Raw genomic sequence first — 15,714 nt, 5'->3', positions numbered from 1 at the left:
CGTAGACGGTGCCGGCGGGCACCTGCAGGTCCAGGCCGTCCAGGGCGCGGGTCGCGCCGAACGACCGGGCCAGGCCGTCGGCCTCGACGGCCAGGCCGGTGTTCCGGTTACTCATGATCACTACCTTTCTTCGACATTCAGGAGACGTACGGGCGCGCCGCCCGGCCCTCGCGCAGCGCCAGCCCCCACCACCGGAGCTGGTCGAGCAGCACCCGAACGTCCTGGCGCAGTTGGTCCTCGACCTGCGGCGTCGGCTCGCCGCCCAGCAGGTCCACGCCGACGAAGTCACGCACTGTCACGGCGTGCAGGGCGGTGAAGACCGTCCGGAGCTGGTCGACCGCGTGCAGGCCGACCGAACGGCAGCCGTACGACACGAAGCCGACCGGCTTGGCCTGCCACTCGTCGTACGCGTAGTCGATCGCCTGTTTCAACGAGGCCGGAAAGCTGTGGTTGTACTCGGGGGTGACCACGACGAAGGCCTCCGCCCGGCCCACCTGACGCACGAACGACCGCATGGCCGCGGTCGGCTCGGCGGGATAGCTGGCGGGAAAGTCGTAGGCGGCCAGGTCGACGACCGTGACCGCCAGCTCGCTGCGCTGCCGCGCCTGCTCGACGAACCAGCCGCCGATCCGGTCGCCCGTCCGCCCCTCGCGGGTGCTGCCGATGATCACGGCGAGCCGTAGCGGTGCCATGCGCTCCTCCCCGCCTGCGTCGCTCCTCACCCGTCAGGCGCCAGACGCCGGCCGGCAGCTGCCAGATCGAATCTGGCGGGACCGGCGAGCGCGGCCCGAACTGCCAGCGGCGGCTGTTTCAGTGAGCGCCCCGGAGAGGAAGGGGAGTCCATGACCGACGTGCGTCTCCAGCCGTGGGCGGTGGTCGCGACCCCGCCGGGGCACCTGATGCGGTCCAACGACTGGCGGATCGACCTGACCGGCGAGACCGAGAAGTGACAGCGCCGATGGCCGAGAGACGGCCGACGCCGGCGGCGCGTCGTCGCGCCGCCGGCGTCAGACCGGTCGAGTCAGTGTTGCGGTAGTTTCACCGCGACCGGCGCAGCCGCGGAGCGATCCGCATCAGAGCGGATCCGGCAGCCAGCATGGCGAACCCCGCCAGCACGATCCAGACGGTGCTGGCTCCGGTCAGGGCGAGTCCACCGGAGGTAGCCGCACCGGCGGCCGCGGGGGCAGTCACGTTGTTGTACATCTCTGGTTACCAGTTCCTTTCTCGGCGCAGAACGGCATCTGCGTATGCTTTCGCGTGGACGAATTGCAGAAACAGGTCAAGGACCAACTCGTACATCGTCGCCGAAGCGATCATGTACTTCCAGCCGCGATGGCGGATGGTCACCACCCGCTCGACGACGAAAATGCTGGAAATTGCCAGCCAGAACGGCTGAACATGGATTCCCCGGTGTGCGACCACGCCGTACATGAGGGATCCCAGATACACGAAGGTGACGAGTACGCCGAGCAGCGTCAGCAGCTGCCTGCCCCAGTACCGCCACGTCACGCGCGTGAGCCCGTACTGGAAACAGTTCTCCACGGCCCCCCGTTTCCAGCGCAGGCGCTGTCTCCAGAGGTCACCCCACGTGCCCATCACCTCGGTGACCAGTGAACACTCCTTGGGGGAAAGAACCGTGTAACCGAGGTGACGCAGCGCGAACGTCATCTCGTTGTCCTCAGTCAGGACGGTGGTGTCGTAGACGCCACCCGCTCGGTCGCCCGTGGGGAGCCTGCCGCTGAGTCGCGCCGCTGAGATCTCCTTCAGCGTGCCCGCCCTGAACACCGCGGCTGTCCCGGTGACCACCAGGCACTTCCCGTTCAAACGGGCGACGTCCCGGGCGTACCGCATGTACTCGTTGCGTTGCAGGTGGCCGACGAAGCCGCTGCCGCTGCTGCCTCGGAACACGCCCCCCACGGCGCCCAGCCGTCTGTCGGCGTTCAGCTTCGCTACGGCGTGAGTCAGGAAGTGAGGGTCCAGGACCGAATCGGCGTCCACCACCATCACGAAGTCGTCGCTGGCCAGTTGCGGCAGCAGTTGGGCGAGTACCTGGTTCAGCGCACCCGCCTTCTTGTGCCGGTTCTGGAACGTCGTGAAGACGTGTGCGCCGGCTTGCGCGGCCAGCCGGGCAGTCTCGTCCCGGCAGTTGTCGGCGATGACCACCACCATGGTGGGCCGGTACGTCTGCCGCAACAGGGCGGTGACCGCCTGGCTGATCCCCTGGGCTTCGTTGTGCGCGGGCACCAGCACGATGAGCCGACCGGGCACCTTGGCGCTACCGCGGGCAGCAGCCGCTCGTCTTCTCCCCGACTGCCTCGCGTCGCGCCGTCCACCGCCGCGATGGCTCTCCCGGGCGTACCGCCGGTGCCGGCCCACCTGCGCGGGGCCGGGCCGGGCACGTCGCACCACGCGGTCCCCGCGGGTGGGCCGGTAGGTGCTCATGGGATGCGAGGTGTCCGTTCCTGTTCGGCGCCCGCGCCACCGGCGCCGCCGGCTACGGCCGCAAGGCGTCGGTCCTCTGGTCGTCTCCCAGTATTCGGCGGACCCGGCCGGCCCAGCCACGGCAGTACGAACCACTTTCGCTGGCTGACCATCCGGTCAGTCGGACCCGCATCTGCGGTCCCACCGACGGTACGGCCACCGGCCGAACCCGGATGGCCGGCTCGGGCGTGCCGGTTGAGGCTGGCCGGAGCGCGCGGACAGCCGAATCGACTCGGCCGAATGGCGGATCGCTGCCGGTGGCTGGGCCGCCGATCAGGGATCCGTCAGCGAGCCGCGTCCAGCCGCGCCCGCTGCTCCGGGGTGAGTTCCAGGTCGACCGCGGCGAGGCTCTCGTCGAGTTGCGCCACCGATGACGCCCCGACCAGCGGGATCGCCGGGAGGTCCCCGCCCATCAGCCAGGCCAGAACCACCTGGTTGACCGTCGCGCCGGTCTCCGCCGCCACCTCGCGTAGCGCGGACAGCCGGGCCGGGGCGCTCGGCAGGTCGTACTCGACGCCCAGCCGGTCCGGCCTGGCGTACGCGCCCTTGAGCAGCGGCGAGTACGCGATCAGGGTCAGCTGCGGCTCGGCGCGCAGGTAGCTGGCCAGGTCCGGGCCGACCCAGCCGACGTCGCCGTCCGGGTCCAGGTCGCTGGGCAGGTCGAGCCGCGGGGGCAGGTAGCTGCGGTGGTACTGGAGCACCTCGTACCCGGGCAGGCCGGCCGCGGCGGCGACGGCCCGGGCCCGCTCCACCCGCCAGGCGCGGTGGTTGCTCGCGCCCAGCAGCCCGACGGTGCCCTCGCCGACCAGCTCCGCGAACCCCTCCACGGTCTCCCACAGCGGTACGCTCCGATCCTCGATGTGCGCGTAGAGCAGGTCCAGCTTCTCCACGCCGAGCCGCTCCCGGCTGCGCTCGGCCGACTCGCGGATCACCTTCGCCGACAGGCCCTCCGGATTGTCCACATAGCTGGTCCCTGGGGCGAGGGGCCGCGCGCCGAGCTTGGTGGCGATGACCACCTCGGCGCCGACGCCGCGGCTGCGCCGCCAGCGGCCGAGCAGCTCCTCGCTCTCCCCGCCCTGGCCCCCGTTCTGCCAGAACGCGTAGTTGTCCGAGGTGTCGATGAAGGTGCCACCGGCCTCGACGTAGCGGTCGAGGATGGCGTACGAGGTGGCCTCGTCGGTGGCGGTGCCGAAGAGCATCGCGCCGAGGCTGAGCACACTGACCTCGCGGCGGGTCGCCGGGTCGGTGCCGATGGTGCGGTATCTCATGGATCCCTCCCCGTGGGATGAGCGACATCGCCGACCACTCTCGACCCTCGAGCGCGCTCGAAGTCAACCCGTAGCCACGGCGGCTCCCCGTAGCCGTCGTCGCGCCAGCGGCTGATCGTCCACGGCCCCGAGCGGGGCTCGCCGACCCAGACGGCCTTCCGCCGGGCCGGCGAGCGTACCTCCGCCGGTCAGTAGCCGGTGACGAAGGAGCGGGTGGTGGTCTGCCCACCCCAGGTGGCGGTGAGGGTGCCGATCCTGGCGGGGGGCAGGTCGGCCGCTCCGACGATCGGAAAGACCGCCCCCGGGCTGCCCGCCGGGATGTCGACGGTCGCGGGCACGCCCACCCCGGCCAGGTCGACCGAGAGTGCGACCCGCGCGCCGTCCGGGTTCGAGGCGGTGCCGATGCCCACCACGCCGGTGACCGTGCTGCCGACCCGGACGAACCCCGGCCCGACGGCGAAGGTGGGCGGCACGGCCGCCACCGGCGCGCTGTCCCAGGTGCCGCCCAGGTGCGCGCTGGGGTTCCCCTCGGCCGGCTCACCGTCGCCGCGGACCGGCACGGTGAAGCTGACCGTGGTCGCTCCCTCAGGCACCACGGCCAGCTGCGGCAGCCCCACCTGCACGCCGCCGTACGCGCTGTTCGGCGAGAGGTCGACGTTGAGGCCGCCGGCCGTCGCCGGAGCGGTCAGCTCCACCGTCCCGGTCACGGTCTGCCCCTCGACCACGACCCGCCGGTCGAACCGCAGGTCCTTGATCCCCTGCACCGCCGGATCGGCCGGTACGACGGTGACCGTCCCCGCCGGGACGAGGCCCTGCCCCGGCGCCTGGGCGTAGAGGGTTCTGACCTGTGTCTGCGCCACGTTGGCGGAGAGCCGGATCGGGAAGCTCACGCTGCTGCGTCCCGCCGGCACGTACACCTGGCTGCCGACGAACGTCGTGTAGACCACGTCGGCGTAGAGCGAGACCCAGATGCCGTCGGCCGGTGCCGGGCCGGAGAGCGTGACGGTCTGGGTGGCCGGCTGCCCGGCGCTGATCGTCGCCGGGCTCACCGTGCCGCGCGACACCAGGGGCATGGTGGTGCTGGTCGGGGTGGGGCTGGGGCTCGGCTTGCCAGGCCGACCGCCGGGGGCGGCACCGGCGGCGACCGGGGTGATGGTGAGCAGCGCCACCGCCACCGCGGCGGCGCCAACTGGTCGGTACAGAGCGGACAGTCGCATTCGAGGCCCCGTTCGGGAGAGGACAGAGACCCCTTCACCCAACCCGCCGCGCCGGCGGCAGGCCAGCCCGGCGGGGATGCCGTAGCGGTCTCGTAAGAAGTGCCCCTGATCCCCGCGAGGCGTCGAGGGCTGCCGCACCAGCGGCTGCCCTTTTCCGGAAATCCGTGAGTTTCCGTGCGTCGGCGAGGAGGGGAACGGACACGGCGGCATCTGGTCCGACGTCACGCTGCGGTCCAGCGGCGGCGCACTGTCCGTCAACTACGGCGGGGCGTCCGTGGTGCTGCAGTAACGGCGGCGCAATCCTGGTGGGGCGGCACCCTGCGTGCCGCCCCACCGCGCGTCCGGCGCCGGTCAGCCCGGCACGTAGTCGAAGGTGTCCGGGTCGGGCCCCTGCCGGCCGGCCTCGCCCCGGTCCAGGCCGGTGATCCGGTCCATCGTCGCCTCGTCCAGTTCGAAGTCGAAGATCTGGAAGTTCTCCTCGATCCGCTTCGGCGTGGTCGACTTCGGGAAGACGATGTCGCCGCGCTGCACGTGCCAGCGCAGCACGACCTGCGCCGGGCTGCGGCCGATCTCGTCGGTGACGTCGACAATGGTCGGATCGTCGAGCACCCTGCCCTGCGCGATCGGCGACCACGCCTCGGTGAGGATGTTGTGCGTCGCGCCGTACGCGCGCACCTCCTCGTTGCCGAAGTACGGGTGCACCTCCACCTGGTTCACCGCGGGCGTCACCTCCGCCTCGGCGGCCAGCCGCTCCAGGTGCGGCACCTGGAAGTTCGACACGCCGATCGACCGCGCCCGGCCGTCACGCTGCAACTCCTCCAGCACCTTCCAGGTGGAGACGAAGTCGCCGTCGTACCGGGTCGGCAGTGGCCAGTGGATGAGGAACAGGTCGAGGTAGTCGAACTTCAGTTCCTGCAACGTCGACTCGAACGCCTTGCGGGCGTCATCGGGGCGGTGGAAGCCATTGTTCAGCTTGCTGGTGACGAAGACCTCGTCGCGGTCCAACCCGGAGGCGCGGATCGCCTGCCCCACCTCGGCCTCGTTGCCGTACATCTCGGCGGTGTCGACGTGCCGGTAACCGATCTCGAGGGCCGTGCCGACCGCCCGCGCGGTGTCCTTCGGTTCGATCTGGAACACCCCGAAGCCGAGCTGCGGGATCACGTTGCCGTCGTTGAGTGCGATCTTGGGAACGGGTGTCACGGCCATCAAGCTGTTCTCCCATCGTCGAGGGTGCGGGGAGCGTTTCCGCGCGACCGCCCGGACCTGCTGCCACCGGATCGTCGTACCCGATCCGGCTGGTTTCTCACGAGTGATCCGGTCGGCGCGTCGGCGACGGCGGGCCACCGGCTCATCCGACCGAGGTCTCGCCGGCCTCGAACAGCACCGGCCACGGCCGGGCCTCCGGCGCGAGCGCGGGGGCGGGCGGTGGCTCGGCGACGGCCAGTACCTCGGCCGCGACCTGCCCGAACATCGGCGCGGCCGGATGCGGTGAGCGGTCCGGCCAGGCCGCCGACGTCCGCTTCACCAGCGGCGTCCCCGCGACCGGCCGCCAGGCGATCCGGGGCTCCCGGCGGGCCACGGCCGCCGGCTCGACGGCCACCGCCCCGCCGGCGAGCAACAGACCGAAGAGGAACTCGGGGTTGCGGGCGTGCCGGACCCGGGCCGGCGAGAAGCCGTGCCGCCGGCAGACCGCCAGCAGGTGCTCGTGCCAACCTGGCGCGGTGGCCGGAGGAGCGGTGACCAGGTCCAGGCCGGCCAGCTCGGCCAGGTCGACCTCGCGGGCCCGCGCCAGCGGCGACGTGCGCGGCAGCAGCACCCCCAGGGGTACGTCCACCGGCGGTCCCGTCCGCAGGCCGGCGGCCTCGACCGGATGGTGCAGCAGGCCGACGTCGAGCCGCCCCTCGGCGAGCATCCGCCGCTGCTCGGCGCTGGTCAGCTCGTGCAGGTCGACGTCGAGTCCGGGCGCCCGGGCGGCGAGGCCGTCGAGCAGCGCGCGCAGGGTCACCGCAGGGGTCTCCGGCGGCACCCCGGCCCGCAGTACGCCCAGCGCGCCCCGGCGTACCTGGTCCATCAGGTTGCGCAGCCGCTGCTCCCCGGCGAGCAGCTCGTCCGCCTCGCCGAGCAGGAGCTGACCGGCGGTGGTGAGCCGGACCTGCCGCTGCGACCGGTCGAACAGGGCCACGCCCAGCTCCCGCTCCAGCCGCTGGATCGACTGGCTCAGCGGCGGCTGCGCCATCCCCAGCACCTCGGCCGCCCGCCCGAAGTGCAGTTCCCGAGCCGTAACCACAAAATGCCGCAACTGCCGCAGCAACCCCACCCCCCGCACCCTACCCCCCTCCCTCCCCCCACCCCCCTTCGTCGATCTTGCACATCCTGCCCCGGCATTACGGGCGAAAGCCGCCGGACGCGGACCGCAACTGCAAGATCGACGGGGGTGGGGTGGGGGAGGGAGGGGGTTAGTCCTTGTCGCCTCTGGCGATGCGGCCCGTTCCGGGCTGAAAATCGGCGGTGGTCGCTCGCTGACGTCGTCGCTCCTTGGTCCGTGTGAGGTCGTGGGTTAGTCGGACGCTGGTAGCTGCGTTATGGGCCCTTCACTGTTGCTTCGAGCACGCGAGTTAGATTCACCCGTTCTGTGGCTGCCGCGAGCGACCACCGTGGTGTTGGTGCTGGTGGGAGGGTGCGTTGCTGGAGCAGACGCAGGACCGGGAAGAGATCATTTCGCGGGTCGCGGCGCTGGACATTGGCAAGGCGTCGCTGGTGTGCTGCGTGCGGGTGCCGGACGAGGTCAGGCCGGGACGGCGGCTGCAGGAGGTGCAGACGTACTCCACGATGACCCGTTCGCTGGCCGGGATGGCCGAGCGGCTGCGCGGCCTGGGCGTGACCCGGGTGGTGATGGAGGCGACCAGTGACTACTGGAAACCGGTGTTCTACCTGCTGGAGGCGTATGGGTTCGAGGTGTGGCTGGTCAACGCCCGCGACGTCAAGCATCTGCCGGGCCGGCCCAAGACCGACAAGCTGGACGCGGTGTGGCTGTGCAAGGTCGCCGAGCGGCAGATGATCCGACCCAGTTTCGTTCCGCCGCCGCCGATCCGGATGCTGCGGGACCTGACCCGCTACCGGGTCGATCTGGTGGCCCAGGCCGGCGCCGAACGCAACCGCGTCGAGAAACTGCTGGAAGACGCCCAGATCAAGCTGTCGGTCGTGGTCAGTGACCTGTTCGGGGTGTCCGGGCGGGCGATGATGGCCGCGCTGATCGCCGGGCGGCGTGATCCCCAGTCGCTGGCCCAGTTGGCGCGTTCCAGCCTGCGCCGCAAGATCCCCGCCCTGGAGGATGCGCTGACCGGGCACTTCAGCGACCATCACGCGTTCCTGCTGGGCAAAATGATCGCCCGGGTGGAGGCGATCGAGGCCGACATCGCCGAGGTCGACGCCCGGATCGAGGCGCAGCTTGCCCCTTTCGCCGAAGCGGCGGCCCGGCTGATTGAGATCCCCGGAATCGGCCCAGCCGCCGCGGCCGCGATCATCGCCGAGATCGGCGTGGACATGAGCCGCTTCCCGACCCCGGCGCACCTGGCCAGCTGGGCCCGCTTCGCCCCCGGCGTCAAGGAATCCGCCGGACGCAAGAAGGGCAGCGGGTCGACCGGGCACGGCAACCGCTACCTCGCCCGCGTCCTGGGCCAGATCGCCGTCACCGCCGCCCGCACCAACACGTTCCTCGGCGAACGCTACCGGCGCATCGCGCGAAGACGCGGCGCCAAACGCGCGATCGTCGCGGTCGGCCGCTCGGTCCTGACGATCATCTGGCACCTGCTGTCCGCCCCCGAAGCCCGCTTCCACGACCTCGGCGCCGACTTCTACCTCAGCCGCACCGACACCGAACGCCGCAAACGCAACCACATCCGCCAACTCGAAGCCCTCGGCTACCGCGTCACCCTCGACCTCGCCGCATAACCACCGCTACATCCACGACCCATCCCACGCCGCTTCGCGACGCGGGATGCTGCCGCACGTCAAGTCACGGTCGATTTTCGAGTTAGTGGTCGAGGACCAGGCCGACCTTCTGGAATTCCTTGAGGTCGCGGTAGCCGCACTTGGCCATTGCGCGGCGCAGTCCGCCGAAGAGGTTGAGCTGGCCGTCCGGCTCGTCGGCCGGGCCGAAGAGGAGCTTCTCCATCCCGCCGAGCGGCTCGCCGGCCACCTCGAACGCGCCGCGCGGCAGGGACGGGTGGCTGGCGGCCGAGTGCCACCAGGCACCACCCGCCGGAGCCTCCTCGCAGAGCGACAGCGGCTCGCCGAGCATCACCGCGTCCGCGCCGCAGCCGAGCGCCTTGGCGATGTCGCCGGAGGTCTGGATGTCGCCGTCGGCGATCAGGTGCACGTACCGGCCGCCGGTCTCGTCCAGGTAGTCGCGGCGGGCCGCGGCGGCGTCGGCGATGGCGGTGGCCATCGGCACCCGGATGCCGAGCACGGAGTCCGTGGTCGACCAGTCGTCGCCGCCGATGCCGACGATCACGCCGGCCGCGCCGGTCCGCATCAGGTGCAGCGCCGTCTTGTAGTCGGTGCACCCGCCGACGATGACGGGCAGGTCGAGGTCGGCGATGAACTCCTTGAGGTTCAGCGGCTCCTCGGTGGTGGAGACGTGCTCGGCCGAGACGATGGTGCCCTGGATGACCAGGATGTCCACGCCCGCGTCGAGGATCACCGGGGCGAGAGCGAGGGTGTGCTGCGGCGAGACCCGGACGGCCACCGTGCCGCCGCCGGCCCGCAGCTCGCGGACCCGCTCGGCGATCAGGTCGGGGCGGATCGGCTCGGCGTACACCTCCTGGAGGCGCTTGGTCGCCCGGGCCTCCTCGTCCAGGCCGGCCAGCTCCTCCAGCACCTTGGCCGGGTTCTCGTACCGGGTCCAGAGGCCCTCGACGTTGAGCACGCCGAGGCCGCCGAGCTGGCCGAGCCGCACCGCCGAGGAGGGACTCATCGTCGCGTCGGACGGGTGCCCGACGCAGGGGATGCCGAACTGGTACGCGTCGAGCTGCCACGCGGTGGAGACGTCGTCGACGTCCCGGGTGCGGCGGCTCGGCACGATGGCGATGTCGTCCAGGTGGTAGCCGCGCTGCGCGGTCTTGCCCAGCCCGATCTCGACCACGTCACGCATGGGTCACTCCAGGTGTTCGGGGGTGATGGGGAGTCAGCGGGTGTGGTAGTTGGGCGCCTCGACGGTCATCTGGATGTCGTGCGGGTGGCTCTCCTTGAGCCCGGCCGCGGTGATCCGGATGAGCTGGCCGCGCTCGTGCAGCTCCCTGATGCTCTCGGCGCCCGCGTACCCCATCGCCAGCCGCAGCCCACCGACGAGCTGGTGGGCGACCTGGGCGAGCGGGCCCCGGTAGGGCACCTGGCCCTCGACGCCCTCCGGGACCAGCTTCTCGTCGCTGGTCACGTCCTGCTGGAAGTAGCGGTCCTTGGAGTACGACTTGGCCTGGCCGCGGGACTGCATCGCGCCGAGCGAGCCCATCCCCCGGTACGCCTTGTACTGCTTGCCGTTGATGAACATCAGCTCACCCGGGCTCTCCTCGCAGCCGGCCAGCAGGCCGCCGAGCATCACCGTGTCGGCGCCGGCCACCAGGGCCTTGGCGATGTCGCCCGAGTACTGGATGCCGCCGTCGCCGATCACCGGCACGCCGGCCGGCCGGGCCGCCCGCGCGGCCTCCATGATCGCCGTGATCTGCGGCACGCCCACCCCGGCGACGATCCGGGTGGTGCAGATGGCGCCGGGGCCGACGCCCACCTTGACGCCGTCCGCGCCCGCGTCGACCAGCGCCTTGGCGCCGGCGTACGTGGCGATGTTGCCGCCGACGATGTCGATCGCGACGTCCTTCTTGAGCCGGGCGACCATCTCCAGCACGGCCCGCTGGTGGCCGTGGGCGGTGTCCACGATCAGCACGTCGACACCCGCGTCGACCAGGGTGCGGGCCCGCTTGTACGCGTCCTCGCCCACGCCGATCGCGGCGGCGACCCGGAGCCGGCCGGCCGAGTCCTTGGTGGCGTCCGGGTACTGCTCGCTCTTGGTGAAGTCCTTGACGGTGATCAGCCCGCGCAGCTTGCCCGAGTCGTCGACGATCGGCAGCTTCTCGACCTTGTGCCGGCGCAGCAGGCCGAGCGCCTCGTCCTTGCTCACCCCGACCGGGGCGGTGACCAGCGGGGTCCGGGTCATGATCTCACGGACCGGGGTGGCCGGGTCGGAGACGAAGCGCATGTCACGGTTGGTGACGATGCCCACGAGCTGGCCCTGGCCGTCGACCAGCGGGACGCCGGAGATCCGGTACCGGCCGCAGAGCGCGTCCACGTCGCGGAGGGTGTCGTCCGGGCTGGCGGTCACCGGGTTGGTGATCATGCCGGACTCGGAGCGCTTCACCAGGTCGACCTGGAGCGCCTGGTCCTCGACGGAGAGGTTGCGGTGCAGTACGCCGATGCCGCCCTGGCGGGCCATGGCGATCGCCATCCGCGCCTCGGTGACGGTGTCCATCGCGCTGGAGAGCAGCGGGATGTTCAGCTCGATGGTGCGGGTGAGCCTGGTGCGGGTGTTGACCCGGCTGGGCACGACGTCCGACTCACCGGGCTGGAGCAGCACGTCGTCGAAGGTCAGCCCGAGCGGCACCACCCGCGCCGAACCGGCCGGCAGCTCGGGCAGGTGACCGGCCAGCTCGCCGCCGTCGACGGCGGCGGGAAGGGCGGTGCTGGGCGAATTCTCCACGGTTGCTCCCCTGAGCTGGTCGGACGGGCTTCTAGCGAGACGGCGCGCGCGGGCACCGGTGGGCGCCGGAGTGACGGCGCATCACTTCATCGTACCCACTGCGCTGCGCCGGCCCTGGCAGCGGCGGCCCCGGGGTAGGCGCCGCCACAGGTGCCCCAGGGGCGGACTTTCCGGTGGGCCGGGGTCTACGGTGAGGGGGTGCATGACGAGCCCATCGACCCGTTCAACGGCGACCCGGCCGATCCGGCTGCCGGCCTGCACGACCCGCGCGAGGACGACCCGCTCGACCCGCTGACCGAGGTCGAGCGGCAGGACGTCCTGGAGGACCTCGCCGACCTGGAGATCTACCAGGCCCTGCTCCAGCCGATCGGGGTACGCGGCCTGGTCATCGAGTGCGAGGACTGCCGCGAGCCGCACTACTTCGACTGGGACCTGCTCCGGGGCAACCTGCGCCACCTGCTCGACTCCGGCCGACCCCGGGTGCACGAGCCGGCGTACGACCCCGACCCGGACCACTACGTCAGCTGGGACTACGCCCGGGGCTACGCCGACGGCGTGCACGACACCCTGACCGAGGGCACCGAGGACGACGCCCCCGCCGAGGGCTGACCCCCGCCGAGCCCGGGCCGGCTAGGCCACCAGGCCGGCGCGAAAGCCCGCCGCCACGGCGTGCGCCCGGTCGCGGGCGCCCAGCTTGCGGAAGAGCCGGCGGGCGTGCGTCTTGACCGTGTCCTCGGAGACGAACAGTTCCCGCCCGATCTCCGCGTTGCTCTTGCCCTCGGCCATGCCGAGCAGCACCTGGAGCTCCCGCTCGGTCAGGCCGATCGCACCGCGGGCACTCGCCCGCTGCGGGCCGCTCGCCGGGGCCGGCTCCGACTCGCTGCCGGCCGGTTCGGCGGGATCGTCGCCGCGCTGCACCGGGACCACCGTGGGCGGGCCCTCCGCCGGGCCCGCCGGCCAGGCCGACGCCGGCCCGCCCTGGGTACGCCCCGACGTGGCGGGACGGGTCGACCCACCGACCGCGGCGGCGTCCCGGGCCGGATCGGTCACCCGGTGCCGGGCCGGCCGCCCCGGGGCGGCGAGCAGCAGCAGGGCCTTCGCCACGGCGCTGGTCAGATCGTGGTCGGCACCCTGGATGAGCCCCCGCGCGCCGGCGCTGATGGTGGCCGCCGCCGCCTCCGCCTCCTCGGCGCCGAGCAGCAGCACCGCGGCCTGGGGCGCGCGGGCGAGCACCCGGCGGACGAAGCCCGCGCTGTCCGGCCGGGTCAGGGCGGTGTCGGCGAGCACCACGTCGACCGGGCGCTCGGCGAGCCGCAGCATCACCTCGGGATCGGAGACCGCCGTCCGGACGGCACCGGCCAGCCCGAGCCGCGCCGCCGCGGAGGTCAGGTGCTGAGCCGCGAGTGGTGTCCGGACGCACACGAGAACGCTACGCACTGTGGTCTCCTCTCCGCCTCAGAGCAGACCACGACGGGGTCGGCCAAGGAGGAGGTTCCGGGCAATCATTCGAACTTTTCCGGCACATGGGGCATATGGCGCGAGTTGCCCGAGGTTTTCGATCACCGATGTGTGAGCGGAGTGACGTCCGGGTACCGAGGGGCCAGACCGGAATCAGGTCCCGCGCGGACCGCTGCCCGGTAGCTGGCCACAAGGATTCTCCGCGGTGCCGCGCAGGAGGAGGGGTGCTGATGTCGAACGTACGCAGGCTGCCTGGACCCATCGTCGACCTCTGGGACTGGCAGCGGCTCGGTGCCTGCCGGGGGCGCGACAGCGCGCAGTTCTTCCACCCGGACGGGGAGCGTGGCTCGTCGCGCCTGCGCCGCGAGTCGGCTGCCAAGGCCGTCTGCCGGACCTGCCCCGTGCGGGCCGAGTGCGCCGCACACGCCCTGTCGGTCCGGGAGCCGTACGGCGTGTGGGGCGGGTTCAGCGAGTCGGAGCGGCTGCGGCTGCTCGCCCTCGGTTGGGAGGACCTGGCCGACCGCCGGCAGACCCGGGTCGACGTGGCCCGGCTGGAGGCCCGCCTCGGCCGGCCGCACAAGTCCACCGTGCCGGAGCAGCGCAAGATCGCCTGACCGGCCGACACCGACATTCCGACGCCGCGTCCCGAACTCCCGGGGCGCGGCGTCGTGTGTCGTCGGGCTGGACCCGCAAACGGCGCCGCGGCGGCCCCTCCCGCCGCGCACGGGCACGTCGTGGAGATCGACCCGGCGTCCGCCGGCCGGCTCAGCTGACCGTCACCCGTACCGTGTGCCAGCCGGTGGCGCCGTCGGGGGCGACCGGCCGGCGCTCCGGCGGCTGCGTCACGCCGTCGGCATCGGTGGCCCGCACCTGGAGGGTGTGCTCACCCGGGGTGGCGTCCAAGCGCCATGACCACTGCACCCACGTGTCCACCGAGACCGCCGGGGCGAGCGTCACGCCCTGCCAGGGGCCGCCGTCGACGCGTACCTCGACCCGCCGGATGCCCCGGTGCTGCGCCCAGGCCACGCCGGCGACCATGACCGGCCCGGCGGTGAGCCGGTTGCGTGGGCGGGGCGTGTCGATCCGGGACTGCGTCCTGATCGGCCCCTGCGCCGCCCAGCCGCGCGGCACCCAGTACGCATCGAAGTCGGCGAAGCTGGTCAGCTCCAGCTCGGTCACCCACTTGCAGGCCGAGACGTACCCGTAGAGGCCGGGGACGACCATGCGTACCGGGAAGCCGTGCTCGACGGGCAGCGGCTCGCCGTTCATCCCGACCGCGAGCAGGGCGTCCCGCCCGTCCCGCAACACCGCCGTCGGGGTGCCGCAGGTCCAGCCGTCGACCGAGCGCCCGACCACCTGGTCCGCGCCCTCCTCCGGGTCGACCTCGTCCAGCAGTTCCTTGATCGGTACGCCCAGCCATCGCGCGTTGCCGATCAGGTCCCCGCCCACCTCGTTGGAGACGCAGGCCAGGGTCACGTACCGCTCGACCATCGGCCGGGCGAGCAGGTCGGCGAAGCTGAGCTCGATCGGATTCCGGACCCGACCGTGGATCCGCAGTCGCCAGGCCGCCGGGTCCACCTGCGGCACCACCAGGGCGGTGTCGATCCGGTAGAAGCTCCCGGTCGGGGTGACGTAGGGGGCGAGCTGGGGCAGCGACAGGTCCGCACCGGCCGGCAGCGCCGGGGCGGCGGACGGGGTGGGGAGCACGACCGCCCGGCGGGCCGCCGACACGTCCCGCCGGCCGCCCAGCCAGTGCCCGCCCAGCCCGGCCACCGCGGCCGCGCCGAGCAGCACTCCGGTCCCGGTCAGGAACCGCCGCCGCCCGTCGGGATCGACCTCCTCCCCGCGCTCACCGGGACGCGACAGGGCGTCGGCCGGAGGCACGAGCGCCGGCTCCACCGACCGCGCCTGCGGCCCGCCGGCCGCAACGGCCGACTGTGCGGGCTCGGCCGGGACGGGCGGGGACCAGGCCCAGAGGTCGCGGGACAGCGGCCCGGCCAGCAGCAGCCAGAGCGCCAGCGCGCCCAGTCCGGCTCCGATCAGCGAGGGCAGCGCGTCGAAACCGTCCGCGCCGGCCCGGGTCAGCGCGGCGGCCACCCCGAGCGCGGCGAACGCGGCAATGCCGGCCAGGCCGATCGCCGGCCGCCGGGCCGCCAGCACGCCGAGCAGCGCGGCGCACGCGGCCAGCAGCAGCGCCGTCCCGACCAGCAGGGCGACCTTGTCGTACGTGCCGAAGAGCGCGATGGCGAACTGCTTGAGCGGCTCGGGCACCAGGTCGACGACGAGCCCGCCCACGGCGATCAGCGGCGCCGAGCGGGGACCGGTGAGGACCGCCACCGGTTCGGCGGCGCCGACGGCCACGGCCGCGGCGGTGATCCCGGCGAGGGCGGCGTGGCCGCGGGAGGGGCTGCTCACGCCGATCAGTGTTGTCGGTGCGACGGGCCGGCCGCCAACCACGTCACCGTTCCGTAAGCAGATACGGGTCAGATCGCGCTTACCGAGATCGCGCTCACCGGAGGTAACCCCGTGCGAGTAGTCACTT

The 15,714-nt window shown here is 72.4% G+C and carries 14 protein-coding genes and 1 pseudogene; 3 read left to right on the top strand and 12 right to left on the bottom strand.

Features of this window, described 5'->3' with window-relative positions; genetic code table 11:
• From ABZ570_RS30925 to ABZ570_RS30890, 8 genes and pseudogenes are all read right to left on the bottom strand, one after another.
• Positions 1-115 (bottom strand): annotated as a pseudogene (locus tag ABZ570_RS30925) (daunorubicin/doxorubicin resistance ABC transporter ATP-binding protein DrrA); the annotation flags it as partial.
• A gap of 22 nt (positions 116-137) precedes the next feature.
• Positions 138-692: an NAD(P)H-dependent oxidoreductase gene (locus ABZ570_RS30920; protein ID WP_358071204.1), complete on the bottom strand. Its 555-nt coding sequence runs from the start codon at positions 690-692 to the stop codon at positions 138-140.
• A 346-nt stretch (positions 693-1,038) separates the two neighbouring features.
• Positions 1,039-1,191 carry a hypothetical protein gene (locus tag ABZ570_RS30915; RefSeq protein ID WP_358071202.1) on the bottom strand — a complete coding sequence of 51 codons (153 nt, stop codon included), beginning with the start codon at positions 1,189-1,191 and terminating at the stop codon, positions 1,039-1,041.
• An 18-nt stretch (positions 1,192-1,209) separates the two neighbouring features.
• Positions 1,210-2,442 (bottom strand): glycosyltransferase family 2 protein, encoded by a 1,233-nt coding sequence (locus ABZ570_RS30910; RefSeq protein ID WP_358071200.1) that lies wholly within the window; start codon positions 2,440-2,442, stop codon positions 1,210-1,212.
• Between the two features lie 323 nt (positions 2,443-2,765).
• A complete protein-coding gene (locus ABZ570_RS30905; protein ID WP_358071198.1) occupies positions 2,766-3,749 on the bottom strand; it encodes an aldo/keto reductase in 984 nt (327 codons plus the stop codon).
• Positions 3,750-3,937: 188 nt separating this feature from the next.
• Entirely contained in the window at positions 3,938-4,966 is a 1,029-nt protein-coding gene (locus tag ABZ570_RS30900; RefSeq protein ID WP_358071196.1) for a hypothetical protein, read from the bottom strand.
• 351 nt (positions 4,967-5,317) lie between these two features.
• Positions 5,318-6,172, bottom strand: a complete 855-nt coding sequence (locus tag ABZ570_RS30895; RefSeq protein ID WP_358071194.1) for an aldo/keto reductase — start codon at positions 6,170-6,172, stop codon at positions 5,318-5,320.
• A gap of 142 nt (positions 6,173-6,314) precedes the next feature.
• On the bottom strand, positions 6,315-7,283 hold the full coding sequence (locus tag ABZ570_RS30890; RefSeq protein ID WP_358071192.1) for a LysR substrate-binding domain-containing protein: 969 nt from the start codon (positions 7,281-7,283) through the stop codon (positions 6,315-6,317).
• 365 nt (positions 7,284-7,648) lie between these two features.
• Here ABZ570_RS30890 and ABZ570_RS30885 point away from each other — a divergent pair, with 365 nt between their 5' ends.
• Positions 7,649-8,917 carry an IS110 family transposase gene (locus tag ABZ570_RS30885; RefSeq protein ID WP_358071190.1) on the top strand — a complete coding sequence of 423 codons (1,269 nt, stop codon included), beginning with the start codon at positions 7,649-7,651 and terminating at the stop codon, positions 8,915-8,917.
• An 82-nt stretch (positions 8,918-8,999) separates the two neighbouring features.
• On the opposite strand, the gene ABZ570_RS30880 is transcribed toward ABZ570_RS30885, so the two are convergent.
• Together ABZ570_RS30880 and guaB are read right to left on the bottom strand one after the other, a co-directional pair.
• Positions 9,000-10,118 carry a GuaB3 family IMP dehydrogenase-related protein gene (locus ABZ570_RS30880; protein ID WP_358071188.1) on the bottom strand — a complete coding sequence of 373 codons (1,119 nt, stop codon included), beginning with the start codon at positions 10,116-10,118 and terminating at the stop codon, positions 9,000-9,002.
• Positions 10,119-10,151: 33 nt separating this feature from the next.
• Positions 10,152-11,714, bottom strand: a complete 1,563-nt coding sequence (gene guaB, locus ABZ570_RS30875) for an IMP dehydrogenase (RefSeq protein ID WP_358071186.1) — start codon at positions 11,712-11,714, stop codon at positions 10,152-10,154.
• A 198-nt stretch (positions 11,715-11,912) separates the two neighbouring features.
• Between guaB and ABZ570_RS30870 the strand changes: the two genes are divergently transcribed.
• Positions 11,913-12,323, top strand: a complete 411-nt coding sequence (locus ABZ570_RS30870; protein WP_091124957.1) for a DUF5319 domain-containing protein — start codon at positions 11,913-11,915, stop codon at positions 12,321-12,323.
• A 21-nt stretch (positions 12,324-12,344) separates the two neighbouring features.
• Here ABZ570_RS30870 and ABZ570_RS30865 read toward each other — a convergent pair whose 3' ends face one another.
• The gene (locus tag ABZ570_RS30865) at positions 12,345-13,151 is read right to left on the bottom strand and encodes a helix-turn-helix transcriptional regulator (RefSeq protein WP_358071184.1); all 807 of its coding nucleotides are present in this window, start codon (positions 13,149-13,151) and stop codon (positions 12,345-12,347) included.
• Between the two features lie 251 nt (positions 13,152-13,402).
• On the opposite strand from ABZ570_RS30865, the gene ABZ570_RS30860 reads away from it, so the two are divergent.
• Positions 13,403-13,786, top strand: a complete 384-nt coding sequence (locus ABZ570_RS30860) for a WhiB family transcriptional regulator (protein WP_358071182.1) — start codon at positions 13,403-13,405, stop codon at positions 13,784-13,786.
• A 151-nt stretch (positions 13,787-13,937) separates the two neighbouring features.
• On the opposite strand, the gene ABZ570_RS30855 is transcribed toward ABZ570_RS30860, so the two are convergent.
• Entirely contained in the window at positions 13,938-15,587 is a 1,650-nt protein-coding gene (locus tag ABZ570_RS30855) for a molybdopterin-dependent oxidoreductase (protein WP_358071180.1), read from the bottom strand.
• Positions 15,588-15,714: the final 127 nt, after the last annotated feature.

This window comes from Micromonospora sp. NPDC007271 (assembly GCF_040634005.1).
In the GTDB taxonomy this organism is placed as follows: domain Bacteria; phylum Actinomycetota; class Actinomycetes; order Mycobacteriales; family Micromonosporaceae; genus Micromonospora.
The sequence above is the reverse complement of the archived record's forward strand: the minus strand, read 5'-3'. Positions and strand labels throughout refer to the sequence as shown.

Coding starts and splice junctions, on each gene's coding strand:
- ABZ570_RS30920 (WP_358071204.1), bottom strand. CDS start 692: ATGGCACCGCTACGGCTCGCCGTGATCATCGGCAGCACCCGCGAGGGG.
- ABZ570_RS30900 (WP_358071196.1), bottom strand. CDS start 4,966: ATGCGACTGTCCGCTCTGTACCGACCAGTTGGCGCCGCCGCGGTGGCG.
- ABZ570_RS30895 (WP_358071194.1), bottom strand. CDS start 6,172: ATGGCCGTGACACCCGTTCCCAAGATCGCACTCAACGACGGCAACGTG.
- ABZ570_RS30905 (WP_358071198.1), bottom strand. CDS start 3,749: ATGAGATACCGCACCATCGGCACCGACCCGGCGACCCGCCGCGAGGTC.
- ABZ570_RS30860 (WP_358071182.1), top strand. CDS start 13,403: ATGTCGAACGTACGCAGGCTGCCTGGACCCATCGTCGACCTCTGGGAC.
- ABZ570_RS30880 (WP_358071188.1), bottom strand. CDS start 10,118: ATGCGTGACGTGGTCGAGATCGGGCTGGGCAAGACCGCGCAGCGCGGC.
- ABZ570_RS30910 (WP_358071200.1), bottom strand. CDS start 2,442: ATGAGCACCTACCGGCCCACCCGCGGGGACCGCGTGGTGCGACGTGCC.